This is a genomic window from Acidobacteriota bacterium (genome assembly GCA_019347945.1).
Taxonomy (GTDB): Bacteria; Acidobacteriota; Thermoanaerobaculia; order Gp7-AA8; family JAHWKK01; genus JAHWKK01.
Map to the genome: position 1 here is coordinate 1 of JAHWKK010000036.1, position 25,250 is coordinate 25,250.

A 25,250-nucleotide genomic window follows, 5' to 3' on the forward strand; every position below is an offset into this window, starting at 1 on the left:
TCATGGATATCAATGGCAATATGGTTCACGGCTGGTCTCCTCTTCTGGGCTTCGAGCCCGTCTAACGTGGGATGCACGATCAAATCGTGACATCGTTCGAGGGGACCGGCCTACTCATCGTCTCTGGCGGCAGGCTCGTGAGACCAGGCCAAGAGCGCCTGCAGCGGTGATTCACGATCCCCCGCCCAGATCCTTCGCCCGTGCTCCGCCGGGCTCAGGATGACGAGTCCAGCTGCTTCGGATCCTCGTAACCGGCTACCGGCAACCGGCAACTGGCAACCCGCAGTTCAGGATACGGTAGGCTTATCAACGATTGATGCGAGTCACTTTTCTGGGTAGTGGTACGTCAACCGGGGTTCCCGTGGTGGGCTGTTCGTGTTCCGTCTGCAGATCGACCGATTCCCGCAACGTCCGGCTCCGGCAGAGCGCCCTGGTGGAGCTCGATGGCAAGGTCATCCTGATCGACACGACTCCCGATCTCCGCACTCAGCTTCTCCGCTTCCCGGTCGACTGGATCGACTGCATCCTTTTCACCCACGCTCACGCGGATCACATCATGGGGCTCGACGATGTACGCCCATTCAATTTCTTTCACCGCAAGCCGATCGTCGCATTCGCGAACCACTGGACGGCTGCGGGGATTCGCCGCGCGTTCTCGTACATCTGGGCGGACACGCAGCCCGGAGGGGGGAAGCCCCAAATCGACCTGAGAGTCGTCGAAGCTGCGTTCGACCATGAAGGAATCAGCGTGACACCGATTCCGGTGACTCACGGACGGTGGGAGATATTCGGATACCGGATCGGGGATTTTGCCTACATCACCGACACCGACGGCATTCCCGAAGCCTCGCGCGCGCTGCTCGAGGGACTCGAGGTTCTCGCCCTTGACGGATTGCGACCTGGCCCACCGCATCCGACGCACTTCACGATTCCTCAGGCAATCGACGTAGCGCTGGAGATCGGCGCGAAGCAGACGTGGCTCATGCATCTCAGTCACGACGTCGATCATGGCGTGGTGGAGTCGACTCTTCCCGAGACGCTGCGACTGGCATACGACGGACTCGTTCTGGAGATCGCGTGACGAGGGCGATTCCCCGTGTTGAAAGTCTGAAGGGACGGGTGCGTGTCCCCTCTTCGAAATCGCTCACGAACCGTGCGTTGATTCTCGCGCTCGCCACCAGTGGCCCGACGACGATCGGGAGCCCGCTCGACTGCGACGATTCCAGATACCTCCTCGAGGCGATCCGGAAGATCGGATTCGATGTCTCCGGGTCACTCCGAAGCGAGGTGACCATCGGCGACCGGATCACGATGTATGCCGATGATCTGGAGCTGTTCGTGGGAAATGCGGGAACCGCGATGCGATTTCTCAGCGGAACACTCCCCTTCATTCCTGGCAGGTTCGTTTTGCAGGGCGAGCAGAGGATGCACGAAAGGCCGATCGGTCACCTCGTCGAGGCCTTGGTCGCACTCGGTGCCGAGATCGAGTATCTCGAGCAGGAGGGCTATCCACCGGTGGCGATTCGCGGACGAAAGATGCGTGGCGGAATGAAGGTCGCGGTCGACGGGTCGCTCTCGAGCCAGTTCGTCTCGGCGCTGATGATGGGGGGCGTCCACCTTCCGGGTGGACTCACCGTCGTCGCCTCGGATTCGGTTTCTACACCCTACATCGAGCTGACGGCCGGCATCATCTCGGCCTTCGGCTTTTCGGTCGTCGAAACCGGAGGGTCGTGGAAGGTGGGACCGGCGAACGCGAATCCGGGCCGCTATGAGGTCGAGGGAGACTTTTCCGCCGCTTCCTACTGGTTCGCGGCGGCCGTCGCGACCCGGGGGGAAGTGGTGGTGGAGGGCCTGTCGGCGTCGTCGCTCCAGGGCGACCGGCGATTGCTCGAGGTGCTCGAGACGATGGGGGTGGAAGTGGAGTGGATGGATGACGGTGCCGTGAGGGTCAACGGGGAGGGGAGCTTCACCGGCGGCGATCTCGATCTTAACTCGATGCCGGACGTTGCTCCGACGGTGGCTGCGATCGCCCCGTTTGCAAGCGGTTCGGTGAGAATCCGCAATGTCGGCAATCTGAGGATCAAGGAATCGGATCGGCTTGTCGTGCTCGAGCGCGAGTTGACCGCGCTGGGTGCACGAGCCAGAGCGGGGGAGGATTCCATCGTGATCGAGCCGGGGTGGGGCGATGAAGAAGCGACCGTCGACCCTTCAGGGGATCACCGGATCGCAATGGCTTTCGCGGTGGCGGGTCTCGCCCGAGGAGGGGTGACAATCGGCGATCCCGGCGTCGTCGGGAAGTCGTATCCCGGCTTCTGGAAGGCGCTCGACGGTCTCGTCGAATCTTCTCGCTGAGGACGCCGATGTTTCTTCGATTGCTCGGCTGGCTCGTCTCGTCCGCGGTCAGGATCTTCTACCGGTTCCAGGAGGGAGGGAGTGAGATACCCCCCGAGGGGCCGGTTCTCATCGTCGTCAATCATCCGAACATGGCCGCCGATCCCGCGCTGGTGCTCACCGTGTCCCGACGATGGGTGTCGTTCATCGCCAAGGCGACACTGTTCAGGAATCCGCTACTCGGCGGGCTCCTACGCGCTCTCGCCGTGATCCCGGTTCATCGGCGACAGGAGCGTGGGCACCAGGCCCCCGAGGCGAACCTCGAAGCGTTCGATGCGGTTGCCAGGACCCTCGCCCGGGGTTCGGCGGTCGCGATCTTTCCGGAGGGGATCAGTCACGACGAGCCATCGCTGGCACCTCTGAGAACGGGCGCCGCTCGGATGATTCTGAGATGCCTCAGAGAAGGGGTTAGGCCCGCGCTGATTCCGGTGGGTCTGACCTACGCCGACAAGAGCGCTTTCAGAAGCAGGGCGCTGGCGCTCGTCGGTGAAGCGATCGACTATGGACCTGCCCCGTCGGAATCGGATGAAGTCCGGTGGGTACGGGATCTCACCGAAGAGGTCTCCGGACGTCTCGTGAGACTCACGATCAATCTCGAGTCGTGGGCGGATCTCCCTCTGGTCGAGATGGCGGAGCGGATCCATGCCTCGGTTTTCGACAGAAGAAGAAGGCCGGGGGAAAAGGTGGAACGGACGTCCTTTGCCGCGCGGATTCTCCGAAGGCTGAGGGATTCGGAGGACCCCGGGGCGGAGACGCTCCTGGAGCGGCTTGCCACGTTCGATCGCAACATGGCGGCTCTGGATCTCGAGCCGGCCTCGCTGGAACGGAGGACTGAAGCGGGGCTGGCGATCCGCTGGCTGGCAGTGCACGCTATTCCGATCGCGATCTGCGCGCTCGTCGTCGGCGTGGCCAGAATCATCTTTTTCCCTCCCTGGTTCCTCACCTCGGCTCTCGCGCGATTCGCGAGCAGAATATCGGGGGCAACGGTCAAGATCCTGGCGGGAGTGATTCTCTATCCGGTCTGGATCGCGCTCGCGGCCGCCTGGCTGGCGAACCGGTATGAGTTGCCCCTCGGTGGTTTCTCCTGGGCTCTGGCGCTCGGGGGTATCGCGCTCGCGGCCGTCGCCGGGGCCGGATGGCTGGGACGAGAGTCGCGGGCCGTACGACGTTATCTGATCCTTCGGCGAAGCGGCGATCTGAGGAAGCAGCTGCTGGAGGAGCGCAACGAGCTGGCCGCAAGATTCGAGCAGCTTCGGGGAGATCTCGGAAGGGAAGTCTGGCAGGGATAAAAAAATGACCGAAGCCGGGGCCCGCGTCCACGGCCTGTCGCCCTCCGTGGAAGCGGAACCCCGGTTCGGTCAATGCTGCATACGCAGGAGCTCACCCAACTCGATAGCCGGAACCGGCTTCCCGAGATAATCACCCTGCATCAGAGTGCACTCGAGATTGCGCAGCAACATCATCTGATTCCTGTTTCGAACTCCGGTAGCAGCGACGTTGAAACCGAGTCCACGGCCCGTCGTGATCAGGCCGTCGACGATCGCCGCATCCTCGCTCGATTCCGAGATATTGTCGATGAACGAACGATCGATCTTCAGAGAATCGACCTCGAGGTGTTTCAGATCCCGCATCGAGCATCCGCCCGTTCCGAAGTCGTCGATGGCGACGCGGAATCCGAGCTCGCTGAATGCGGAGGTCATCATCATCGCGCTGGCCCGTGCGCAGAGGGTACGCTCTGCGATCTCGACCTGGAACATCGAGGACTCGAGACCGCGCTCCTCGAGCGTCGCGGCCAGGCGGATCGGAATCTCGACATCGTCCATCTGACGGCTCGAGAGATTGATTGCGACGCGGGGGAGCGTCAGTCCCTGCGCAATCCAGTGACTGAGCTGCTCACCGGCCTGGGTCAATGCCCATTCACTGATCCGGGCGCTGAGGTCGAGCTTGTCGGCGAGCGGAAGAAACGTATCGGAGCCGACGAGTCCGAAGATCTCGTGATTCCAGAGGATCTTGACCTCGAGGCTTCTGATCGAGCCGGTTCGGATGTCGATCTGGGGCTGGTAGCGTACGGAGAATTCGCCCGCGTCAAGCGCCTTGTGAAGCGCGTTGAGCAGAAAGGCCCGTTCGAATGCGCGCTCGTTTCTCGCTTCCTCGAACATGCGGATCTTGCTCGATCCGGTTTCCTTTGCGCGATACATTGCCGTACCGGCGCGCTCGACGAGTATGTCGCAGTCGGTCGAGTCGGAGGGGAAGAAGGAGATTCCGGCGCTCGCAGTGACAGACAGCTCCAAGCCGTTGACGAGGATGGGAAGAGTGAGCGAGTCGATGATCCGCTGTCCGACGGAAAGAGCGATGCCTTCGTCTTCGGTGTCGGCCAGAAGGACGAGAAATTCGTCGCTTCCGAAACGTCCGACGAGATCCTCGTCGCGAACGATTTCCTGAATCCGGGTTGCCGTCTCGGTGATGACGGCGTCACCGGCAGCGCGGCCGTACTGTTCGTTGATCGAGAGCAGGTCGTCGATGTCGATGAAGACCATCGCGGCCGAGCCGTGGCGGCGTCTGGTACGAGCCAGCGAAGCGCGAGCCTGGTCCATGAAAAGTGTTCGACCGGACAGGCCGGACATCGGATCATGCTGAGCCTGATATTCGAATCGCTCGGCGGCGATCCGCTGCTCGGTGATGTCCATCATCGTGCCGGCCATCACCGGCCCTTCGTCTCCTTGAATCCGAGTGACGCTCTGGCAGACCCATGCGAACGTACCATCCTTGCGCCGCATGCTGACCTCGAGCCCATGAACGGTCTCGAGCGTTTCAATGGCCGACATGATCATCAGCCGGTCTGACTCGTTGAGATAGGGGAATCGACCCTCGGCCAGCAGCTCGCTGCGGGACTCCCATCCCAGCATTGATGCACATGCCTCGTTGCAGTCGAGAATTGTTCCGTCCGTCGCCACTCTGAAAGTGCCGACTCCGGTCCGGTTGAGCAGTCCTATGCAGTCGATTTCCACGGCCGTTGGTCGTTCCACCTACATATTTAGCTGGGGACACCACGTCCAGCAAGTGGAGTTAGTTAGTGGGCGACCCTATCGGACGATAGGTCAGGCTCACGAATTTCCGCGGGCGGCCATCCCGACATATTCCCGGCCGCGCTTGCCGGTATAGATCTGGCGGGGCCGCGCGATCTTCTGGTCGGGATCCCCCAGCATTTCCTGCCATTGGGCGAGCCAGCCCGCAACTCGGGGGATCGCAAAGAGGACCGGGAACATCGCCAGTGGAAAGCCCATCGCCTGGTAAATCAACCCGGAGTAGAAGTCGACGTTCGGGTAGAGCTTCCGCTGGACGAAGTATTCGTCCTCGAGAGCGATCTTTTCCAACTCGAGGGCGATTTCCAGAAGCGGATTTTTGCCGGTGACCTCGAAAACCTCATAGGCCGTCTGCTTGATGATTCTGGCCCTGGGGTCGTAGTTCTTATAGACCCGATGGCCGAATCCCATCAGACGGCCATCGCCGTTCTTGACGCGTTCGATGAATTCGGGGACTTGCTTCTTCGATCCGATCTCGGTGAGCATCTGGATCACGGCTTCGTTCGCTCCGCCGTGAAGCGGTCCGTAGAGAGCTGCCGCAGCTCCCGCGACGGCGGAGTACGGATCGACTCGCGAGCTGCCGATCGACCGCATGACGGCCGTCGAACAGTTCTGCTCGTGATCCGCGTGCAGAATGAACAGGACGTCCAGGGCGCGCTCGAGTGCCGGCTCCGGTCGATATCGCATCTCCGTCATCCGGTACATCATGCTGAGAAAGTTGCCGGTGTACGACAGGTCGTTGTCGGGGTAGGTGTACGGCATGCCGATAATGTGACGATAGGTGAAGGCGGCCAGCGTCGGCATCTTCGCGATCAGACGATGAATCTGTACGTCGCGGATAGCCACGTCGTCGATCTGTTTGGCTTCCGGATAGAACGTGCTCAGGGCGGCGACGGTCGAGATGAGCATTCCCATCGGATGAGCGTCATAGCGAAATCCGTCGATGAACTTCTTGATGTTCTCGTGGATGATCGTGTGATGCGTGATGTTCCAGGTCCAGTCGTCGAGCTCCGCCTGAGTGGGAAGCCTTCCATACAGGAGGAGAAACGAGGTTTCGAGATGAGTGCTGTGCTCGGCGAGTTGCTCGATGGGGTAGCCGCGATACTCGAGGATTCCTTCATCACCATCGATGAATGTGATCGCGCTGCGGCAGGCCGCGGTATTCATGTATGCCGGGTCGTACGTCATCATCCCGAACTCGTTCTCGGTGACCTTGATTTTCCGGAGGTCGAGGGCCCTGATCGTGTCGTCCGTGATCGGAACCTCGTACTGCTTGCCGGTTCTGTTGTCGGTGATCGAAAGAGTGTCCTTGGGCAAGTTTGCCTCCTGAAAAATCCTGTCCCGCGCCAAACGAGCAGACGACGGGCGGAACGGCGATCATAACGCAACCACCCGGCGGATGCCGGGCGGCCAGGAAAGCGGCCTCCCCAGGGCGTGCGCCCGGGGTCGTCATGAAGATGCAATAAGCTTCAACGGAGATGCTGAACCGATTCTTCTCGATCAGCCCGATCGAGCTGGGGGCAATTGCCAGGATCGAAGGGGAGGAGGCGCACCACGCGGGTCGGGTCAGCCGGCTGCGGATGGGCGAGCGGATCGAGGTGATCGACCGCGACGGAAGGACCGCGGAGGCCGTGATCGAGACCATCTCGCCACGAGAAGTTCTCGCACGGGTGGATCGCGCCGTCGTTTCGAGAGAATCGCCGCTTTCGATCACACTCGCGATGGCGCTCATCAAGCCCGACCTTTTCGAACTGGTGCTCCGCAAGGCAACCGAGCTTGGAGTCGCGGTCGTCCAGCCGCTCCTCGGAGATCGGGTGGAGATCAGGCCGGACCGGATTCGCAACCGGCGGGAGCGATGGGAGCGGATCGTTCGAGAGGCGGTGAAGCAGTCGGGAAGAAGCAGGATCCCGGTCATCGCCGAGCCGATGGCGTTCGACGAGGTCATCCAGGCCGGCGGCACTCTTTTGATCTTCGACGAGACCCCGTCGGGCGAGCCTGCTCCGGAGGGAACCGGAGAAATCACGCTTCTGATCGGTCCGGAGGGGGGTTGGTCGGAGAGGGAACTGAAGCTTGCCCGTGAGAAGGGGATCGCGACGGTGCCGCTCGGTCCGCGGCGGCTCAGGGCAGAGACCGCGGCGATCGCGGCGGTCGCCTGGGCTCAGATTCGATACGGCGACTTCTGAAACGAAAAAAGGCGCGGCCGAAGCCGCGCCTTTTCCAGATCTACGATGCCGGGGATCAGTACATACCGCCCATACCGCCCATTCCGGCTGCTGCCGCCTGATCGGACTGGCCTTCTTCCTTGATCTCGGAGACGAGCGCCTCGGTGGTCAGCATCAGGCCGGCGATCGACGATGCGTTCTGCAGCGCCTGCTTGGTGACCTTTGCCGGATCGATGATGCCGGCTTTGAGCATATCGACGATTTCCTCGGTCTGTGCGTTGAAACCGAAGTTGCCGCCCTTCGCCTTGACGTCACGAATGACGACCGAACCTTCGAATCCGGCGTTCGCGACGATCTGCCGGGCCGGCTCTTCGAGCGCCCGTCGGATGATCTCGATGCCTACGCGGATGTCGCCTTCGGCGTCGAGCTTGTCGACGGCCTCCATGGCGAGCAGCAGCGCGACTCCGCCGCCGGGGACGATCCCCTCTTCGACGGCTGCCTTGGTCGCATGCATTGCGTCCTCGACCCGCGCTTTCTTCTCCTTCATCTCGGTCTCGGTTGCAGCGCCCACCTTGATGACGGCGACGCCACCGACGAGCTTCGCGAGCCGTTCCTGAAGCTTCTCGCGATCATAGTCGGATGTCGTGTCGTCGATCTGGGTGCGAATCTGCTTCACGCGACCAGCAAGAGCTTCCTTCCGCTCCTTGGAGTCGGTGTCGGTGACGAGGGTGGTCGTATCCTTGTCGATGGAGATCCGCTTCGCCTCTCCGAGGTCGCTCCACTGGACGTTCTCGAGTTTGATTCCGAGATCCTCCGAGATGAGCCGGCCACCGGAAAGGATGGCAATGTCCTCGAGCATGGCTTTCCGCCGGTCGCCGAATCCCGGAGCTTTGACGGCGGCGACGTTGAGCGTTCCGCGAAGCTTGTTGACGACGAGCGTGGCGAGAGCCTCCCCCTCGACATCCTCGGCGATGATCACCAGCGGCTTACCCTGCTTGGCGACCTGTTCGAGAATCGGCAGGAGGTCCTTCATCGAGGAGATTTTCTTCTCGAACAGCAGGATCATCGGGTTCTCGAGCACCGCTTCCATCCGCTCCGGATCGGTGACGAAGTAGGGAGAGAGATAGCCGCGGTCGAACTGCATCCCCTCGACGACTTCGAGTGTCGTCTCGAGGCCCTTCGCTTCCTCGACGGTGATCACGCCGTCTTTGCCGACCTTGTCCATCGCCTCGGCGATGATCGAGCCGATCTCTTCGTCGTTGTTCGCCGAGATCGTTCCGATATGGGCGATGTCCTTCCCTTCGACCGGCTTCGAGATCTCGTCGATTTTCTTGACGGCTGCTTTGACTGCCGCTTCGATACCCTTCTTGATTTCCATCGGGTTCGCACCGGCCGTGACGTTCTTGATTCCCTCGCGATAGATCGCCTGGGCGAGAACTGTTGCGGTCGTCGTTCCGTCACCGGCGGTGTCGGAGGTCTTGGACGCGACTTCGCGGACCATCTGAGCACCCATGTTCTCGAGCTCGTCTTTCAGCTCGATCTCCTTGGCGACGGTGACGCCGTCTTTTGTGATGGTTGGTGATCCGAACTTCTTCTCGATCACGACGTTGCGGCCCTTCGGACCGAGTGTGACTTTGACTGCGTCGGCGAGCTTGTTGACGCCCTTCAGGATCGAATGCCGGGCTTCCTCACCGTAGGTAATCATTTTTGCCATGGTTCTGAACTCCTCCGTCTGTTAAGTGATTCGAATCTCGTTTCTGATCAGATCAGCCGACGACCGCGAGGACCTCGTCCTCGCGAAGGATGGTGTACTCCTCGGCCTCCAGTTTGATGTCGGTGCCGGAATACTTGCCGATCAGTACCTTGTCGCCTTTCTTGACGTCGAGCTTGATCCGCTTGCCGTCGTCGCCGAATTTACCTTCGCCCACGGCGATGACTTCCGCCTCCTGGGGCTTTTCCTTCGCGGTATCGGGAATGATGATTCCTCCCCGTACCGACTCACTCGGGTCAATCCGCTTGACGAGAATCCTGTCGTGAAGCGGGCGAACGTTGACACCCATGGTTCCAACTCCTTTCAACTCTTTTATTTTGATGAATTTGACCGGGGGACGGATCGTCCGGGTCGAGCCTGTTTTTAGCACTCATGGTCACAGAGCGCTAACAGCCGAGCGCGCAGGGTTCATTCCTGATGAAACGGCCGAATCTGAGCGACAGGCACTAAAATAGCCATCCGGCGGACGAATCCGCCGGATGGGGGCTTGTGTGGGTCGACCGTGTGCGGGTCAGCGTCCGGGTTCGCTGATTCTCTCGACCGTATCGGCGAGCTCCCGATCCTTGTCGGAATCGAGCGCCAGATCGGCCTGGGCGAGCATACCGACGAGCTTGTCACTCGAATCGACCACCGGCAGCCGGCGTACCTTCTTCTGGCTCATCATGCTGAAAGCTTTCGAGAGACTCTCGTCGTCGCGAACCACCGCGACGTTCTGCGACATGATGTCGCCGACGGTGCGGCTCGATGGATCCCGCTTCTCGGCAATGGTCCTTGTGACGATGTCGCGGTCCGTGATCATCCCGACGACCTTGCCGGACTCGACCACGGGAATTGCGCCGCAGTCGTGCTCGACCATCAACGATGCGGCACGATGAAGCGAGTCGCTTCGGGTCGCCGTTGCCGGGTTCCTGGTCATCGCGTCGCGTACATGTTCTCTGGTTTTCGTGTCAGTCTGCGTGGCAGTAGCCATGATTTCCTCCTCTGTAGTTTCGGGGTCAGGGGCGAGCGTCCGATGCGCTCGCTCGACTATTATTAGGAGCAACAGTCGTGCCGCGATTCACTGCGCGACGTGCGTGTGAGAAATCCTGTCGGCGAGCGAGCGATGCCCTGGGAAAAGCGCCGGAACAAAGCCGAGGCCCGCGGTTGCAAGCGAGATCACGAGCCCGGTCCACCGGAGAAACGACCGTCGGAAAGTGACCCCGAGGTGGTCGTCGGTGACGACTCTCACATTTGCAACCGCCCCCCCGAGCGTCCTCCCCCAGACCATCCAGCCACAGGTGAAATAGCACAGCGAGAAGACTGCGATGAAGCCGGCGATCGCCAGGGCAGCCCTGAGATCGATTCCCGTGGGAAGGAGTGGCCCGAGCGTGAGAACCAGTGCCCCGAGCAACGAGAGGTCGAGACCGAGTGCGAGAGCTCGGCGCCACAGGGGAGCGTGGGAGTCGGGGGGTGGTGTTCCCTTCTCGTCGGGTACCGATGCAGTTGGAGACCGCCCGGTACCGATCAGCTCGATTTCATCGAATCGCTTCGCCGGGGTCATCGAGCCGTCAGATATTTGACGAAGATTCTGTAGAGGAGATCCTTCGAAGCGCCGTCGTATCTCCGGGCGAGCTCGAGCGCCCGTTGCGCTTCGATGTCGTCGGGGTCCAGTCTGACGGCCTCGGTGAAGTACTCGATCGCACCGGAGGTATTTTCGTCCTTGAGCGCGTTGACTCCGAGATTGTAGTTCGCCGAGGCTGCGAGCCTCTGGGCATTGGGGTTGTCGGGCTCACGTGCCAGGAAGGCGGAGACGGCTCGGAGAGTCTCCCGGTAATTGCCTTGGTTGAAGAGAAGCAGCGCCTGCTCGAGACCGGACACCTCGGCTGAGACCTGCTGATACGTGGCGGAATCGCTCGCATCGAGCGGTGCGATCTGCGCGGCCTCCTCGAAAGCTCGCTTGGCGCCGATGAAGTCTTCCGCCGCGAATGCTTCACGGGCTTCGACGAGGAGCTCCTCCCGGACTTCCGCCGCGGGGCGCCCGTCGATCATCGACGCTGCCTGCGCGCGGTATTCGGCGATCTTTTCGATCGCCTGGTCACGGAAGGGATCGCCGGGCTGAATCGATGACAGAAGTTCGATTGCATCGTCGAAGCTTCCCTGACCGGCGAGCATTTCGGCGCGGTTCAGCTTGCCCTGCGTGATCGTCGAGGACACCTCCGATTCGGTAGCCTCCCCGCCCGAGATCATCGACCAGGCGAACCACCCGCCGACCGCGACGACGGCGACGAGCGCGGCGACGATCAGAAGACCTTTCGAGCTTTTTTCCGGTTTCGCCGGGGCGACGGGAGGAACTCCAGGACGGCGTGGGCCGGCCGAGGGTTCCAGAGAATCCTCGTCGGACAGATCGGGTCCCTCGTACATGTCGCCTGAAGCAGCCGGCGGCGGAGGAATCGCGGCAGCACCCGAGGTCGCAGCGTGTGCGTCGAGCTTGTCGAGATACTCCTGAGCCTTGAAGCTGTCGGGTTCTTCGGCGAGAACTTCCTCGAACGACTGGCGCGCCGTGACGTAATCACCGCGGTCGAAGGCGGCGATGCCCGCGTTGAGGATCTCATCGGTTCGGGCTTCTTCCTCTTTCTTCCTTTCCCGAGCTTTTTCGATTCTCGAGCTCGCTTCGTCGTTGGTGACGTCGATGAGAAAGATGCGAGACCAGATGTCGATTGCCTGCGTCCAGTTGCCTGCTTCGAATGCGGCGTCACCCTCGGAGAGGTAAGCAGCGATCTTCGTCTGATCATCACCGGAGACGTCGACTCCCGCACCGCTGAAGTCAAATGTCCTTGCTTCCCCTACCTCCGGTTCCACTGCTTCGGGCTCGTTCTCGAGAGTGAAACCGAGATCGGCCACGGGACTCTCGGTTTTTTCGTCAGGGGAGCCGGGCTCAGCCGGTGATGGGTCGGGGGAATCGTTGGAGAAGGTCTCGAAAGCCGAGGAGCCGGAGTCGCCGCCGAAAGCACCGCCGAACGGGCTGGCGGACGGGGAGCCGAAGTCGAATGAGGCGGATTCCCCCGTTGGCGGGGCTCCGGCGGATTCCGGCGGCGAGCCGGACAGCCGGTCTTCCATCGCGGCGATTTCGGGATGGAGCGGATCGAGGCTCTTTGCTTTTCCGAGGGCGGTCTCCGCAGCGGCCCTGTCGCCGCGATCGAGAGCCTGGCCGGCATCTGCCATGAACTGGCGAACGAAAGGGGCCGCTTCCTGGCGCTCGTACGCTTTCTGACCGAGAGCCGCGGCTTCCTCGTTTCCGGGCTCGCTCGCCAGAATCTCGTTGCAGATCTCGATCGTCGTGTCGAGGTCGCCGCGGTTCATCGCCTCGACAGCCTCGAGGAGACGGGGCGAAGAATCCGCCGCGCCGAAATCCGGAACGGCTGCTGCCCGGGACTCCGCGAGACGCGCGTCGCGGTACTGCGCCAGGTCGGAGATGTCGACGGCGCTGGTGGGATCCTTCGCTTTCGCGCGCAGCCGCCGCGCCGGCTCGAACTGGTCGTCCATTTCGAGGAGCAGATCGCAACCCGACACGACGTCGTCCAGCTGGGCTTCTTCGTAGAGCCGAAGCGACTGGTCGAATGTAGCCAGGACGCGTTGCTTCACTTCCTGCGGGAGAGAGGGATTGCCTGGATATTTGATTGCTGTCATTCTCCGTCAACCGTTGCGAGATTATAGCCGGACGCGGCGGAGGGCCAACACCTAGTCAGGAGAAGCAGATGCAATATCACCACACCGATGAGGCTCCGAAGGCCATCGGACCGTATTCTCAGGCAGTGAGCAGAGGGATGATCCTCGCGACCTCGGGTCAGATTCCGATAGATCCGACGACCAACCAGATGGTGGAAGGCTCGTTCGAAGATAAGGCGAGACGCGTGTTCGAGAATCTCGCTGCTGTGCTTCGTTCCGCTGGTGCTGATTTCAGCGACGTGATCCGGGCCACGGTTTATCTCACCGACCTCGCCGATTTCGAAGTTTTGAATCGAGTTTTCGAGGAGTACTTCGGCCACCACAAGCCGTCGAGATCGACCGTGGGTGTGGCACAGCTTCCAAAGGGATCGCCCGTCGAGGTGGATCTGCTGGCGGTGGTGGGGGACCGGAGGAGCTGATCCCGCCGCTCAGCCTCGGCTCGTGGCCCGGCGTCGGGTAGGCGGGGGATCGTCCGAAGGCTCGCCGTCGATTCGGATCGATCCGGTCAGCGACGCTCGTTCGGCTCCATTGATCACCGTGACGCTGAGCGACGCCGGCTCGGCGTTGGGGGCGACGCGAAAGGTTGCCGCCACCCAGCTCGATCCCCAGGTGAACCCGGAAATGCGTTCGAGATCGGGTGACGCGACCTCGAAGGTCGTCGTGTTGCTCTCGAATCCGTCGCCCCCGACCGCCAGGTTGATCTCGGCACCTGGCTTCACGGTAGCGGCCATCGAATTGAGAGCGAGCTGTCCGGCTCCGGTTTCGAACGTACCGATCCATCGCGGATTGAGAGCCGGAGACACGGCGGCGACGACGATCGGTACGTCGCTGGTCTGTCCGGGTCCGACACGGACTTCGGTCACTTCGAACCGGGTCGTGAATTCGTCCGTTCCGGCGCGCTGCCAGACTCCGGAAAAGTTGCTCCGGCTCACCGGTCCGTCCATCGGCTCGGCGAACAATCGGTACGAGCCGCTTGCCAGAGGCCCGATCGAGTAGGCGCCGTCCTGGCCGGACAGGGTCGTGGCAACGGTATGGCCTCGCGCATCGGTTGCGACGACATGTGCTCCCCAGACTGGCCCGGACGAGCTGCGCACGGTTCCTCGTATGACACCGTCGGCAGTCTTTGCGGAGGTGGAGGGATAGATCGACCGGATTGCGATGACGTCGTCGGTGTCGAGCTTGAGCGGCCGGTCGGTCGCGACGAAGGGAAACATCGCGGAACCGATCACGCCGGAGTGATCGAGCCCGGAGAAGTGACCGATCTCGTGAACGAGAAGCTGCTCGAGTCCGAGACCTGCCGCTTCGCGATCGATCTGGATGTCGGCCTCTTCGACTCGGCCGTCGTCGTCGAACCACGCGGTGGTGAACGCGAGAAAGCCGCTGGTGGCCCGGAGATCGTCGGCGAGGGTGACGAGGTTGACGCCGTCCCGACCGGGTGCGGCGGATGATGGCGTGGCTTCACGGAATCGAAGCCCGGAATCGATCGAGCTCCAGGCGTCGAACGATCGTCGCAGAACGCCGGTATCGGCCGTCAGGTTTGTCGCGGGCGACCAGGGCACCGACGGCTGAGCCCATGAGATGGGCCGGTTCTTGCCATTGATCTCGTAGGTGAGACGGGTTGCGGCGGTGGCGGGCAGGGTCAGAGCGAAAGCGGTCAGTACGAGCAGCCCGGAGGATCGAGAAGATCTCATCTTAGTGTTATTAAGAGTGCAGTCCCCGGGCCAAATTCCCCCGAAGGAAGCCTCCGGGGGGCTTCCCGGTTGTCTGATATACTCCGATCTTCGAGTGGCTTATGTCCACACAGAAGACGGTAAAAATAGAGATTTACGGAGAAACATACAATGTTCGCGGGGAGGGTGATCCGGAATATCTGGCGAGGCTTGGAAAGCTCGTCGATGACCGGATGCACGAGATCGCTTCCCGGCTTTCGACCGTCGACGTGAAGAAACTCGCGATTCTGGCAGCGCTCAATATCGCGGACGAATATTCACGGAAGCGGGACGAGCAGGAAGCGGCCATGGAGCATTGGATGGAACGTACGGAAAAGATGATGATTCAGCTCGATGGCGAGCTGGAGTCATCGAGCGACAAGCGAGTTTGAAGTCGGAGTTCCCTGCGGGGTTCGTGATGAGAAATATCTATTTGAACCAACTCCCGATGAACGGGTATCCGAGTCTGCTGGCCGGTGCAAACCCTCGTGTAGCGAGAGGGGAGCCATGTGATCCGCAGCAGGATTCCCACCTGTTTTACGCAGGTTCAATTAGTCGGCCTCACACGGCTCAGGCGGGGTAACTTCCGGCCTTAAATCGATCCGGATCCATCCAGGCATCCTCCTCCCGTGGGGGTGCAACAGTGAATTCAATCGCCATTGCGATCGCAATTGCAGTCGTAGGCGCAGTCGTACTCGGGTTCCTCTGGCAGCTCGTCAACAGACGACGTATGGAAGTCCTGCTCGAGGAAGCTCGCAGTGACGCACGCCGCATCATCGATGACGCCGAGAAACGGGCCGACGCCCGAGTCAAAGAGGCGACCGTCGAGGCTCGCGAACAACTCCTCCAGTCCCGCGCGGAGTTCGAAAAGGAAAGCCGCGGCACCCGGGACGAGCTCAAGGCCGAGGAGCGCCGCCTCCAGCAGAAGGAGGAGAATCTCGACCGCAAGCTTCGCCAGAGCGAACAGCGCGAATCGGAGCTCGAACAGCGGCAGAACCAGCTCGATGCCCGGGAAGCCGAAGCTGCGAAGAAGCGGCAGGAGCTCGAGAACGCGATCGCCGAGCAGCACCGGAAACTCGAGCAGATCTCCGGACTCACCGTCGATGAAGCCAAGCGTGAGCTCATCCGCGGTATCGAGAGCGAGGCCAGAATCGAGGCGGCCAACATCATCAAGCGGATCGAGACGGAAGCTTCCGAGCTCGGCCACGTCAAGGCTCAGAAGATCATCGGCCAGGCAATTCAGAGGATGGCCTCCGATTACGTCTCCGAAAATACGGTGTCGGTGGTCGATCTCCCCTCGGAAGACATGAAGGGCCGGATCATCGGCAAGGAAGGGCGCAACATCCGGGCTCTCGAGCTCGCAACCGGCGTCGATCTGATCGTAGACGACACCCCCGAGGCAGTCATTCTCAGCGGATTCGATCCGATCCGGCGCGAAGTCGCGAAGATCTCGCTCGAACGTCTGATGCAGGACGGCAGGATCCACCCGGCACGGATCGAGGAGATCGTCGAGAAGGTTCGCCTCGAGCTCGAGGAGAAGCTCTTCGAGGAAGGGGAGGCGGCAGCTTTTTCGCTCGGGATCACCGACATCAATCCGGAGGTCCTCAAACTTCTCGGCAGGCTTCGCTTCAGAACTTCGTACGGCCAGAACGTCCTGGTCCACTCACTCGAGGTCGCCCAGCTCGCCGCAATCATGGCCACCGAGCTCGGGGCGAGCACGGAGATTGCGAAACGGGGCGGCCTCCTTCACGACATCGGCAAGGCGATCGATCGCGAGATGGAAGGTACCCACCTGGAGCTCGGACGCCAGGTGCTCGAGAAGTTCGGCGAGCGACGCGAAGTCATCCATGCCATGGAGTGCCACCACGGCGACTACGATCCGGAGACGGTCGAAGCAGTGCTGGTCAATGCCGCCGACGCTCTTTCCGCAGCCCGTCCGGGAGCACGCCGGGAGATTCTCGAAAACTACGTTCACCGCCTCGAGCGTCTGGAGGCGATTGCCGACCAGATGGAGGGAGTGCAGAAAGCCTTCGCGATTCAGGCGGGACGCGAGCTGCGGATCATCGTGAACTCCGAGAAGCTGACCGACGACCAGACGACCTGGCTCTCGAAAGACGTCGCGCGCCGCATCGAGTCGGAGCTCCAGTATCCCGGCCAGATCAAGGTGACCGTGATCCGGGAGACCCGCGCGATCGACTACGCGAAGTAATCAATGGTTCGGATCCTCTACATCGGAGACGTCGTCGGGAAGCCCGGAAGAGTGGCGCTGCATGAGCTCCTCCCGGGTGTCATCGATCGCGACCGGGTGGACCTCACCATCGTCAACATCGAAAACTCCGCCGGCGGTTTCGGGATCACCGTTCCCATCCTGGAGGAGCTTTCCGAGCTTCCGATCGATCTCTTTACCACCGGCAATCACGTCTGGGACAAGAAGGATTTCGTGGAAGTGCTCGACGATCTCGACAACATCATCCGTCCGGCGAATTATCCGGCCGGAGTCCCCGGCAGAGGATGGGCGACGCGAACCACAGCCGCGGGGACCGAAGTCGCCGTCATTCAGCTGATGGGACAGGTGTTCATGCCTCCCTGCACCAACCCGTTCCACGAGATCGACACAATCCTCGACGAGATCGAAACGAAAGTCATTCTCGTCGACATCCACTGCGAAGCGACATCGGAAAAGCAGGCGATGGGGCGTCATCTCGACGGGCGGGTCTCCGCGGTGTTCGGAACCCACACGCACGTGCCGACCGCCGACGAGCGCATCCTTCCCGAAGGGACCGCATTCCAGACCGACATCGGGATGACCGGGCCGTATGACGGCATCATCGGATTCAGACCCGACGAGATCCTCCATCGGTTTCTGATGAATACTCCGAGCAGGATGGAAGTCGCGAAACGCGACGTCCGGATGTGCGGAGTGCTCGTCGACGTCGACGAGTCGAGCGGACGCGCGAGCGATGTCCGAAGAATCGATCAGCGCCTCGCCGACTGATCCCGACCAGCCTCGGATTCACGTCGTTTCTTCCGGTGGAACGGATCTTCGAGAGCTCGAGAGTCGGTTCGTCGTGACCGCTCCCGACGGAGAGCCGGACAGGGAAGCCTGGACGGTGGAGCTGCCCGGCGACTCGCGGCTCGATCCCGGGCTATGCAGCGAGCTCCGGGATCTCACCCGAGCCGGCGACGGACCGATCGTCATGACGGTCCGGAGGGAGTATCGAGGCCGAACGCTCGCGCTTCCTCCTTCCGAAGAGATCGTCATGAGCCGGCCGAGGTCGTGCGGTGCACCGCGACGCGCGCGCAACCCGGTGATCATTTCCGGATGGAAGGATTCGTCTTCGCACAGGCGGGAGCTGGAGCGTCGATTCGTCCCGCACTCGATGATCCGCCGGATCCTGCTCTTCGTGTCGCGCGCGTACCGAAGCCGGGTCCTCGATCCGAATACCCTTCGCTACCTCTGGATCGAGGCCGGCTTCGATCACGCTGGAATCAGCGGGTCAGTTGAAAGTTCACGGTCAGAGTGAATCGTGTGTCGACCGCCCTCCCGTTGATTTCTCCCGGCTTGAACCGGTATTGCCCGATCGCGTTCAGTGCCGGCTCGCGAAAGATGACGTGGGATGAACGGACGACCTCGATGTCTCGTGGCCTGCCGTCGCGTCCGACAATCCCCTGCACGATCACGTAGCCTTCCATCCTGGACATGATCGCGGTGCGAGGGTAGACCGGGTCGACGCTCGAGAGAATCGCCGCTCGCGATACTCCGAAGACGCCGGGTTGAAATACCTGGTCGTAGTCGACGCCGAACTCGTCGCCGCCACCCCGCGTGCCATCGTTGCCGGGCTTCCCCGTCTCGGAGTCTCCACCATCACCCGGAGTCTCGACGACCTCGGAGGGTAGGATCACGGGAATCTCGTGCGGCGTCTCGACTGGGACTTCGACCTCGACGATCGGCTCGGTCGCGGTCTGCTGTTCGTCGTTTCGCGAGATCGGTTCGGCCGGAGGATCCGGTGGTCCCGCCGGAGGGGGCAGAGGAAGCGGGATGTCGAGCTCCGCGATGTAGAGCAGGGGCTGATCCGGCGGCGAGGCGGGCAGCTTCATCGTCCACACCGTTGCGATGACGATGACACTGATCGCGATCACGTGCAGCATGATCGCGAGAGCCAGCGTCCAACCCCGGCTTTTGTTTCGCTTCTGGATTCGTGACTCAATTGCGGTGGTCTCGAACATCGGTTTCCTCCTCGTAAGATCGGCGCCGTGATTGGCGCCTGATCCAGTGTCACTCCATTGGACACGCGAGGAGTTGCGATCCGAACGCGGAACCGTCAGGGAAAGGTGAGAGGAGCTGTTGCTTCCGGTTACTCCCGGGCGACGGTGAAGTCGACGATCGCTCCGGGCCATCCCCATTCGCTGAACCATCCGACGTGCTCGTCGACCATGTCGAACTGGATCGTGTAGCCGCCAGGCTCGGACGGAGCGACGAGCGATACGTCGAACACGACCGACTCACCGATGTCGATAATCCGGTTATCCGACCGGTACACGTCGCGAGCAGGAGAGCGGTGCCGGCGGAACATACTCTCGGCGTTGGCGGGTGGCTCCCCGGTCCATGGTCCGATGATGCGAGCTCCGAGGCGCACGCCTCGGGAGCGATCATCGGTGGCGATCCATTGCCGGGAGGAACGATTCGAGACCTCAACCTGGAAATGGAGAGGCGCAGCAGGAGCGACGGCAGTCATCGGCACGCTAGCGATCGAGATGCGCGCGTCATAGCGTCGCGGCGCGTATTCGTGAGTGACCCAGTCGACGAAGGTCGCCGGGGAGTGTGTCCGGCCCTGGTCGTTCAGCCGTTGCTGGTATTGCGTGAAAAAGCCGTGGAGAGGGCAGGTCGAGGGATCACAAACGTGTCCGCGCAGGGGTGTCATCTCATCGAGCGCTTCGTCGATCGGCTCACCCGCGAGGATCCGAGCGTTCGCCGCTGCCCAGCCGCTTCGATCGAACCCGCTCCGGCAGTGCATCAGAACCGGTTTGGGCTTCGAGATGAGGTCTTCGACGAATCCGACGGTTTCGGTTCGAGGAGGAGGCTCGAACGTCTCGAAACGATACTCGGCGTAGTCGAGATCGAATCTTTCGACCGCGTGCTGTTCGGTCTGGTACCAGCCCGACTTCGGATTGTCGCCACGCAGATTGATGATCGACTGGAGCCCTTCGTGCTCGACGAGGACTCGAATCGTCCGCATCCCTGGTTGGGCCGATCGCCAGACTCCGGGCGCCACCTCTCTCGGCATTCGGGCTCGGATGAAAAGAACGGTCAACGCCAGAACGAGGAGCCCGGCGACGACGACCAGAACCTTCCGTCGGGTCAAGAGAAGAGTCTCATCTGAGGCTGGTTGATCCGCTCGGTGAAGCGGGCGACGTCGGCTTCGGGAGAGCGGCTGACGAGCTCCGAGGGGGAGGAATCGTACCAGTGCGTCGGGAAGAGACGGTTGTACTGATGGCGCATGAACCGGCGGCACATCAGGACGATCACCCCGGTGTCGGTCTCGCTCCGGATGACGCGGCCGGCCGACTGAACGACGCGCGTCATCCCGGGGATCAGAAACGCGTACTCGAAACCCGCCTCGAAGTGTTCCTGGTAGTAGGCTTCGAGAAGTTTCTGCTCGAAGCTCACCGTCGGAAGTGAAGGGCCGACCACGACCACACACTTCAGCATCTCCCCACGGTAGTCGACTCCCTCGGCGTACATCCCGCCGGAAACGGCCAGGACGAGCGTCGTGCGCGAACGGTCGCGCATCACGTCGAGCAGTGTGCGGCGTTCCCATTCGGTCATGTCGGAGCGTTGAATCTCGACGTTCGCGCGCGTCGGCGGAATCTGTTCGGCGACTCGCGTCAGGTAGTCGTAGCTCGGGAAGAGCGCGAGAGTGTTGCCCCCGGCGGCGTCGGCGATCCCGGTGACGAGAGTCGCCACGCGATCGTACGACTCGGAGCGCCGCTTCCATGTGGTGTCGATCGATGGGACGACCAGGATCTTCCGGTTCTCCGCCGGAAAGGGAGAAGGAAGCGCGAGCGTGGCCGCCCGATGGCGCGGAACACCGATCGTCCGCTCGTGAAACTCGAACGGCTCGAGCGTTGCCGACATCAGCACTGTCGCATGCGAGGTTTCGAGAACCTCTGAGAGGTGGCGCGACGGATCCTTGCAGAATATCCGCACGGAGGTCGTGTCGCTGGTCCGCTGGATGATGCGGGCGAAGACCTCCGGGTCTTCCTCGAGGAGCTCGGTGAACCGGACGAGCTCCCAGTAGAAGTTCATGACGGGATCCTCTTCGTCGGCGATCGAGCTGGCGATCTTCCACTCGATGTACTGAAGGACGAGCCGCTCCCAGTCGATGAGCTGTCGCCGGAAGAGCCGGACGTCGGGCTCACAGAGCGCGATCAGATCGTGGCTCTTCGGAGTCTCTTCCCGGTGGAGCTCGAGCTCTTCGACCAGCCGCCGGATCTCGCCGGAGAGATCTTCGACGAGCTCCTCCCATCCTTCGAGTCCGGCACCCGGGCGTAGCGCCAGATGCGAGGCGACGTCGCGCAACATCCGATCGGACAGCTCGGGCGAGAAGTAGCCGCGCGCCCGTGAGACGAGATTGTGTGCTTCGTCGACGATCAGGATCGGGTCCTCGAGCGCAGTTCGTTCGCGGAACGAGGAGAGGCTCAGCCAGGGATCGAAGATGTAGTTGTAGTCGCAGACGATGACGTCGGCGTGCTCGATGATCTCCATGGTCACCTCGAACGGGCAGACCTCGACCGCCCGGGCGGATTCGAAGATCGTGTCGGGGTCGAGGTAGGCGTGAGTGGAAACGAGATGCTCGAGCAGGCCGCTCCGATCCATCTTCTCGCCGTACCGCCTCGCGAACGGACAGTAGTCCTCGTGACAGATCATCTGATCGTGAGCGCACATCTTCTTCTTCGCCCTGATCCGGAGCACGCGAAACGTTCCGTCGTTCATCCTGTCGAGCGCTTCGACGGCCATTTCCTGCTGGAGCGTTTTGGATGTGAGGAAGTAGAGCTTGCGCCCGTGCTGCAGAGCATCCCGGAGAGCGGGGTAGAGCGCGGCGGCCGTTTTCCCGATACCGGTCGGGGCCGAGACCATCAGCACCTCTCCCTGCTCCATGGCACGCGCCACAGCGTCGATCATTGCACCCTGTTGGCGCCGGGGTCGTTCGTGCGGGAAGGGGAGATTGGCGGCGAGCTCGCGCCGGGCGGCGAACATCAGCCGCTGGGACTCGAGCTTCGCGGTGAGCGCTTCCAGCGACTGCTCGAAGGCGCGCCCGACTTCCTCCGGGTCCCACGGCGCCGGAATGATCCGGATCCGGTCGCTCGCGAGATCGGTCAGAACGAGCTGCGGATAGAAGGTCGTTCCCGCATGATCCTCGTCGAACGAGAGGAAGAGCGCATAGAGCATCAGCTGGTAGAGGTGCTCCTGCATCTGGCCGGAGCGCTCGAGGTTCGGCATTTCGCGTGTGAAATGGAGACTCTTGACCTCTTCGACGACGGTCACGCCGCGCGCGGGGTCATGCGAGAGGCCGTCGATCCGGCCGGCGATGCGGATCGTCCAGCCTGCATGCTCGACCTCCCGGGCGACGGAGACCTCGCTGCGGTAATGCGGATCGGCCATCGCCCTCTCCGCGGCGCGCTGGAGATGCAGCTCCTGGCCGAGCCACATCCTGCGGAACCCGGCGGAGCGGGGAAGTCCCGAAGCACGTTCTTTTGCGGCGGCGCGCACGAGCTCGCCGACCGAGCAGTGGACCGTCCGCGACTCCCAGTCGACACGCATCGCAATCATCTTAACTTGAGGCGCAAGGGGGCCTGGAGGAGCGAACAGCGGAATCCGAGAGCCTGACGCTCTGGCTTCATCGGAGTCGAACCTGTATTCTGTAGACCGAGTCGGTTCGAATCGGAGGAGAGGGATGACCGTACAGGCTGCCCCCGGGGCGATGGAGCGTGAGCTGGAGTTCCGTAAAAAGCTCACCGAGATCACAAACCAGATCAATTCTGCGGAGTCGATCACCCAGATTCTGATGAATCTGAAGGAGAAGATCCGGAGTCTGGCAGGGGCCGAACGGATGACCATCTACGCGATCGACACGAAGAATCAGGAGCTTTATTCGGTCGAGAAGATCGGAGACATGCCGCAGGAGATCCGGGTCGCGAAGTCTTTCGGCTCGATCGCCGGGTTCGCCGCTCTGAGCCGCCGGACGATCAATATCAAGGACGCCTACGACGCCTCGGAGCTTGCGGCCCTCCATCCGAACCTCAAGTTCGATCAACGATGGGATCAGCAGAGCGGCTACAGGACCCGATCCGTACTCGCCGTGCCGGTCATGTTCGAGAAGTATCTGATGGGCGTCCTGCAGGTGATCAACAAGGAGCCGACCGGTTCGTTCAGTCCGCAGGATCAGAAGATCGCCGAAGAGCTGGCTCGGATCCTCGGAATCGCCTTCTACAACCAGCATCGCGCCCAGCGCTCGAACAAGCCGTCCAAGTTCGGCTCGCTCGTCGACAAGGGAATCATCTCGGAGAAGGAGATCGAACAGGCCGCCACCAGCGCCCGGCTCAACAACACCGACATAGGGAAGGTCCTGACCGACGATTTCGGCGTCTCCAAGGACGAGCTCGGTGCTTCGCTTGCCCAGTTCTACGGAACGAAGTTTTTCGATTACGACGGCGAATCGAAGATCGCTTCCGACCTGATGGAGCGCGTCGGGTCGGAGATCTGGAAAAAGTACACCTGTGCCCCGGTCGACCGGCAGGGAGGCGTGCTGATCATCGCGGTCGATGATCCTCACGATCTGACCCGCCTCGACGCGATCCGCTCGATGTCACTCGCGGCCCGCTACGACTTCTGGGTCGGGACCAAGAGCGACATTCTCGACTACATCGGCAAGTCCTACGGAATCAAGATCGAGGACCGGAACACGATCGATGGAATCGATATCGAAGAGATTCTCGAGTCCCTCGGTGACGGGGAAGTCGAGATCGAGCAGGAAGAAGAGCTCCCGGATGACCAGGAGATCGACGAGACCGATTCCGGAATCGTCGCCCTCGCCAACCAGCTGATCCTGGACGCCTATCGAAAAGGAGCCTCCGATATCCACATCGAGCCGGATGGCTCGAAGAACCCGTGCACCATCCGTCTCCGGATCGACGGCGCCTGTCAGAACTACCTCGAAGTCCCCGGTGTACACCGCAACGCCCTCGTGCAGCGGCTCAAGATCATGTCGGGTCTCGACATCTCCGAGCGCCGCAAGCCTCAGGACGGGAAAATCCGGATGCGCTCGAAGAAGGGGATCATCGAGCTTCGTGTCGCGACCATCCCTACGTCGAACTCGAACGAAGACGTCGTCATGCGTATCCTCGCCGGGTCGAAACCGCTCTCGCTCGACAATATGGGTTTCGCGCCGCGCAACCTCGCTCCGTTCAAGGAGGCGATCCAGAAGCCATACGGCATCTGTCTGGTCGTCGGACCGACAGGATCGGGTAAGACGACCACGCTACACAGCGCCCTCGGATTCATCAATACCGTCGACCGGAAGATCTGGACCGCCGAAGACCCGGTCGAGATCACGCAGAAGGGGCTGCGGCAGGTGCAGACCCACGCGAAGATCGGATTCACGTTCGCGGCCGCGATGCGATCGTTCCTCCGTGCCGATCCCGACGTCATCATGGTCGGTGAGATGCGGGACCACGAGACCGCTGCGATCGGAATCGAAGCGTCGCTGACCGGACATCTCGTCTTCTCGACGCTTCACACCAACTCCGCTCCCGAGACGATCACGCGCCTGCTCGACATGGACATCGATCCGTTCAACTTCGCGGATGCGCTGATTGCGATTCTCGCTCAGCGCCTCATCCGTACCCTCTGCTCGAAATGCAAAGAAGCCTACAACCCGACCCCCGACGAGTTTGCTGCGATCGTCGAGATGTACGGCAAGGACTGGTTCGACACCACCGGCTTCAAGTACTCGAAGGATCTCACTCTCTACCGGCCGAAGGGATGCTCGGTCTGCATGGATACCGGATACAAGGGACGACTGGGCGTGCATGAGCTGCTCGTCGGCTCGGACGAGCTCAAGAGAGCCGTCCAGAAGAAGGCGCCGATCGACGAGCTGCGCCATCTCGCGATGGAGCAGGGGATGCGGACACTTCTTCAGGATGCGCTCGAAAAGGCGCTGCAGGGGCACACCGACATCAAGATGGCCCGGTCGATCGCGGTCAAGTAGACGGGGTCGGGGGGGTTGGTTGTAAATAAAAAAGAAAAAAAAAAAAATTTTGATCCGGGTTGTAGGTTTTTGGTGAGTTTTAAGACGCCCCCCCCGGTTGAGGGAAAGGGGGGGGGTAGTGGTGGGAGGGGTGGAGGGGGTGTGTGGCGGTGGGGGGGGGG

The 25,250-nt window shown here is 61.8% G+C and carries 21 protein-coding genes and 1 other RNA gene; 11 read left to right on the forward strand and 11 right to left on the reverse strand.

Going from position 1 to position 25,250, the window contains the following annotated elements; genetic code table 11:
• Window positions 1–316: 316 nt before the first annotated feature.
• Genes KY459_15765 through KY459_15775 form a run of 3 tightly spaced genes read left to right on the forward strand, consistent with a single transcriptional unit; the run spans window position 317 to window position 3,680 of the window.
• Complete coding sequence (locus KY459_15765; GenBank protein ID MBW3566166.1) at window positions 317–1,081, forward strand: MBL fold metallo-hydrolase; 765 nt, start codon at window positions 317–319, stop codon at window positions 1,079–1,081.
• On the forward strand, window positions 1,078–2,352 hold the full coding sequence (aroA, locus tag KY459_15770; protein ID MBW3566167.1) for a 3-phosphoshikimate 1-carboxyvinyltransferase: 1,275 nt from the start codon (window positions 1,078–1,080) through the stop codon (window positions 2,350–2,352). The genes KY459_15765 and aroA overlap by 4 nt, the downstream gene beginning before the upstream one ends.
• Window positions 2,353–2,360: 8 nt before the next feature.
• Entirely contained in the window at window positions 2,361–3,680 is a 1,320-nt protein-coding gene (locus KY459_15775) for a 1-acyl-sn-glycerol-3-phosphate acyltransferase (protein ID MBW3566168.1), read from the forward strand.
• Window positions 3,681–3,749: 69 nt separating this feature from the next.
• On the opposite strand, the gene KY459_15780 is transcribed toward KY459_15775, so the two are convergent.
• Both KY459_15780 and KY459_15785 read right to left on the reverse strand, forming a co-directional pair.
• Window positions 3,750–5,417 carry an EAL domain-containing protein gene (locus KY459_15780; GenBank protein ID MBW3566169.1) on the reverse strand — a complete coding sequence of 556 codons (1,668 nt, stop codon included), beginning with the start codon at window positions 5,415–5,417 and terminating at the stop codon, window positions 3,750–3,752.
• A gap of 78 nt (window positions 5,418–5,495) precedes the next feature.
• A complete protein-coding gene (locus tag KY459_15785) occupies window positions 5,496–6,791 on the reverse strand; it encodes a citrate synthase (GenBank protein ID MBW3566170.1) in 1,296 nt (431 codons plus the stop codon).
• A gap of 161 nt (window positions 6,792–6,952) precedes the next feature.
• Between KY459_15785 and KY459_15790 the strand changes: the two genes are divergently transcribed.
• Window positions 6,953–7,657 carry a 16S rRNA (uracil(1498)-N(3))-methyltransferase gene (locus tag KY459_15790; GenBank protein MBW3566171.1) on the forward strand — a complete coding sequence of 235 codons (705 nt, stop codon included), beginning with the start codon at window positions 6,953–6,955 and terminating at the stop codon, window positions 7,655–7,657.
• Window positions 7,658–7,712: 55 nt separating this feature from the next.
• Here KY459_15790 and groL read toward each other — a convergent pair whose 3' ends face one another.
• From groL to KY459_15815, 5 genes are all read right to left on the reverse strand, one after another.
• The gene (gene groL / locus KY459_15795; GenBank protein MBW3566172.1) at window positions 7,713–9,350 is read right to left on the reverse strand and encodes a chaperonin GroEL; all 1,638 of its coding nucleotides are present in this window, start codon (window positions 9,348–9,350) and stop codon (window positions 7,713–7,715) included.
• Between the two features lie 52 nt (window positions 9,351–9,402).
• The gene (locus KY459_15800) at window positions 9,403–9,696 is read right to left on the reverse strand and encodes a co-chaperone GroES (protein MBW3566173.1); all 294 of its coding nucleotides are present in this window, start codon (window positions 9,694–9,696) and stop codon (window positions 9,403–9,405) included.
• Between the two features lie 222 nt (window positions 9,697–9,918).
• Entirely contained in the window at window positions 9,919–10,377 is a 459-nt protein-coding gene (locus KY459_15805; GenBank protein ID MBW3566174.1) for a CBS domain-containing protein, read from the reverse strand.
• 87 nt (window positions 10,378–10,464) lie between these two features.
• Complete coding sequence (locus tag KY459_15810; GenBank protein MBW3566175.1) at window positions 10,465–10,947, reverse strand: RDD family protein; 483 nt, start codon at window positions 10,945–10,947, stop codon at window positions 10,465–10,467.
• On the reverse strand, window positions 10,944–13,073 hold the full coding sequence (locus tag KY459_15815; GenBank protein ID MBW3566176.1) for a tetratricopeptide repeat protein: 2,130 nt from the start codon (window positions 13,071–13,073) through the stop codon (window positions 10,944–10,946). Before KY459_15815 ends, KY459_15810 begins: the two co-directional genes overlap by 4 nt.
• A 68-nt stretch (window positions 13,074–13,141) precedes the next feature.
• On the opposite strand from KY459_15815, the gene KY459_15820 reads away from it, so the two are divergent.
• Entirely contained in the window at window positions 13,142–13,531 is a 390-nt protein-coding gene (locus KY459_15820) for a RidA family protein (GenBank protein ID MBW3566177.1), read from the forward strand.
• 9 nt (window positions 13,532–13,540) lie between these two features.
• On the opposite strand, the gene KY459_15825 is transcribed toward KY459_15820, so the two are convergent.
• The gene (locus KY459_15825) at window positions 13,541–14,803 is read right to left on the reverse strand and encodes a matrixin family metalloprotease (protein MBW3566178.1); all 1,263 of its coding nucleotides are present in this window, start codon (window positions 14,801–14,803) and stop codon (window positions 13,541–13,543) included.
• A gap of 101 nt (window positions 14,804–14,904) precedes the next feature.
• Between KY459_15825 and KY459_15830 the strand changes: the two genes are divergently transcribed.
• The 5 genes from KY459_15830 (at window position 14,905) to KY459_15850 (ending at window position 18,345) form a co-directional block, all read left to right on the forward strand.
• Window positions 14,905–15,213, forward strand: a complete 309-nt coding sequence (locus KY459_15830; GenBank protein ID MBW3566179.1) for a cell division protein ZapA — start codon at window positions 14,905–14,907, stop codon at window positions 15,211–15,213.
• A gap of 6 nt (window positions 15,214–15,219) precedes the next feature.
• Window positions 15,220–15,406, forward strand: a non-coding RNA gene (gene ssrS / locus KY459_15835) — 6S RNA.
• Window positions 15,407–15,464: 58 nt separating this feature from the next.
• Window positions 15,465–17,030, forward strand: coding sequence for a ribonuclease Y (gene rny, locus KY459_15840; protein MBW3566180.1), 1,566 nt, complete (start codon window positions 15,465–15,467; stop codon window positions 17,028–17,030).
• 3 nt (window positions 17,031–17,033) lie between these two features.
• Window positions 17,034–17,816 carry a TIGR00282 family metallophosphoesterase gene (locus KY459_15845; protein ID MBW3566181.1) on the forward strand — a complete coding sequence of 261 codons (783 nt, stop codon included), beginning with the start codon at window positions 17,034–17,036 and terminating at the stop codon, window positions 17,814–17,816.
• Window positions 17,782–18,345, forward strand: coding sequence for a hypothetical protein (locus tag KY459_15850; GenBank protein ID MBW3566182.1), 564 nt, complete (start codon window positions 17,782–17,784; stop codon window positions 18,343–18,345). Before KY459_15845 ends, KY459_15850 begins: the two co-directional genes overlap by 35 nt.
• Here KY459_15850 and KY459_15855 read toward each other — a convergent pair.
• From KY459_15855 to KY459_15865, 3 genes are all read right to left on the reverse strand, one after another.
• Complete coding sequence (locus KY459_15855) at window positions 18,311–19,048, reverse strand: TonB family protein (GenBank protein ID MBW3566183.1); 738 nt, start codon at window positions 19,046–19,048, stop codon at window positions 18,311–18,313. The genes KY459_15850 and KY459_15855 overlap by 35 nt on opposite strands.
• A 128-nt stretch (window positions 19,049–19,176) precedes the next feature.
• Entirely contained in the window at window positions 19,177–20,184 is a 1,008-nt protein-coding gene (locus KY459_15860; GenBank protein ID MBW3566184.1) for a tyrosine-protein phosphatase, read from the reverse strand.
• Window positions 20,181–22,643, reverse strand: a complete 2,463-nt coding sequence (locus tag KY459_15865; GenBank protein MBW3566185.1) for an ATP-dependent DNA helicase — start codon at window positions 22,641–22,643, stop codon at window positions 20,181–20,183. Before KY459_15865 ends, KY459_15860 begins: the two co-directional genes overlap by 4 nt.
• A gap of 133 nt (window positions 22,644–22,776) precedes the next feature.
• Between KY459_15865 and KY459_15870 the strand changes: the two genes are divergently transcribed.
• Entirely contained in the window at window positions 22,777–25,089 is a 2,313-nt protein-coding gene (locus tag KY459_15870) for a GspE/PulE family protein (GenBank protein MBW3566186.1), read from the forward strand.
• Window positions 25,090–25,250: the final 161 nt, after the last annotated feature.

Excerpts from the sequence above, each read along its gene's own strand:
- KY459_15865 (MBW3566185.1), bottom strand. The coding sequence starts at position 22,643 with ATGCGTGTCGACTGGGAGTCGCGGACGGTCCACTGCTCGGTCGGCGAG.
- KY459_15850 (MBW3566182.1), top strand. The coding sequence starts at position 17,782 with ATGTCCGAAGAATCGATCAGCGCCTCGCCGACTGATCCCGACCAGCCT.
- KY459_15845 (MBW3566181.1), top strand. The coding sequence starts at position 17,034 with ATGGTTCGGATCCTCTACATCGGAGACGTCGTCGGGAAGCCCGGAAGA.
- KY459_15790 (MBW3566171.1), top strand. The coding sequence starts at position 6,953 with ATGCTGAACCGATTCTTCTCGATCAGCCCGATCGAGCTGGGGGCAATT.
- KY459_15830 (MBW3566179.1), top strand. The coding sequence starts at position 14,905 with ATGTCCACACAGAAGACGGTAAAAATAGAGATTTACGGAGAAACATAC.
- KY459_15805 (MBW3566174.1), bottom strand. The coding sequence starts at position 10,377 with ATGGCTACTGCCACGCAGACTGACACGAAAACCAGAGAACATGTACGC.
- KY459_15870 (MBW3566186.1), top strand. The coding sequence starts at position 22,777 with ATGACCGTACAGGCTGCCCCCGGGGCGATGGAGCGTGAGCTGGAGTTC.
- KY459_15855 (MBW3566183.1), bottom strand. The coding sequence starts at position 19,048 with ATGTTCGAGACCACCGCAATTGAGTCACGAATCCAGAAGCGAAACAAA.
- KY459_15815 (MBW3566176.1), bottom strand. The coding sequence starts at position 13,073 with ATGACAGCAATCAAATATCCAGGCAATCCCTCTCTCCCGCAGGAAGTG.
- KY459_15820 (MBW3566177.1), top strand. The coding sequence starts at position 13,142 with ATGCAATATCACCACACCGATGAGGCTCCGAAGGCCATCGGACCGTAT.
- KY459_15765 (MBW3566166.1), top strand. The coding sequence starts at position 317 with ATGCGAGTCACTTTTCTGGGTAGTGGTACGTCAACCGGGGTTCCCGTG.
- groL (MBW3566172.1), bottom strand. The coding sequence starts at position 9,350 with ATGGCAAAAATGATTACCTACGGTGAGGAAGCCCGGCATTCGATCCTG.
- KY459_15810 (MBW3566175.1), bottom strand. The coding sequence starts at position 10,947 with ATGACCCCGGCGAAGCGATTCGATGAAATCGAGCTGATCGGTACCGGG.
- KY459_15825 (MBW3566178.1), bottom strand. The coding sequence starts at position 14,803 with ATGAGATCTTCTCGATCCTCCGGGCTGCTCGTACTGACCGCTTTCGCT.
- KY459_15775 (MBW3566168.1), top strand. The coding sequence starts at position 2,361 with ATGTTTCTTCGATTGCTCGGCTGGCTCGTCTCGTCCGCGGTCAGGATC.
- KY459_15800 (MBW3566173.1), bottom strand. The coding sequence starts at position 9,696 with ATGGGTGTCAACGTTCGCCCGCTTCACGACAGGATTCTCGTCAAGCGG.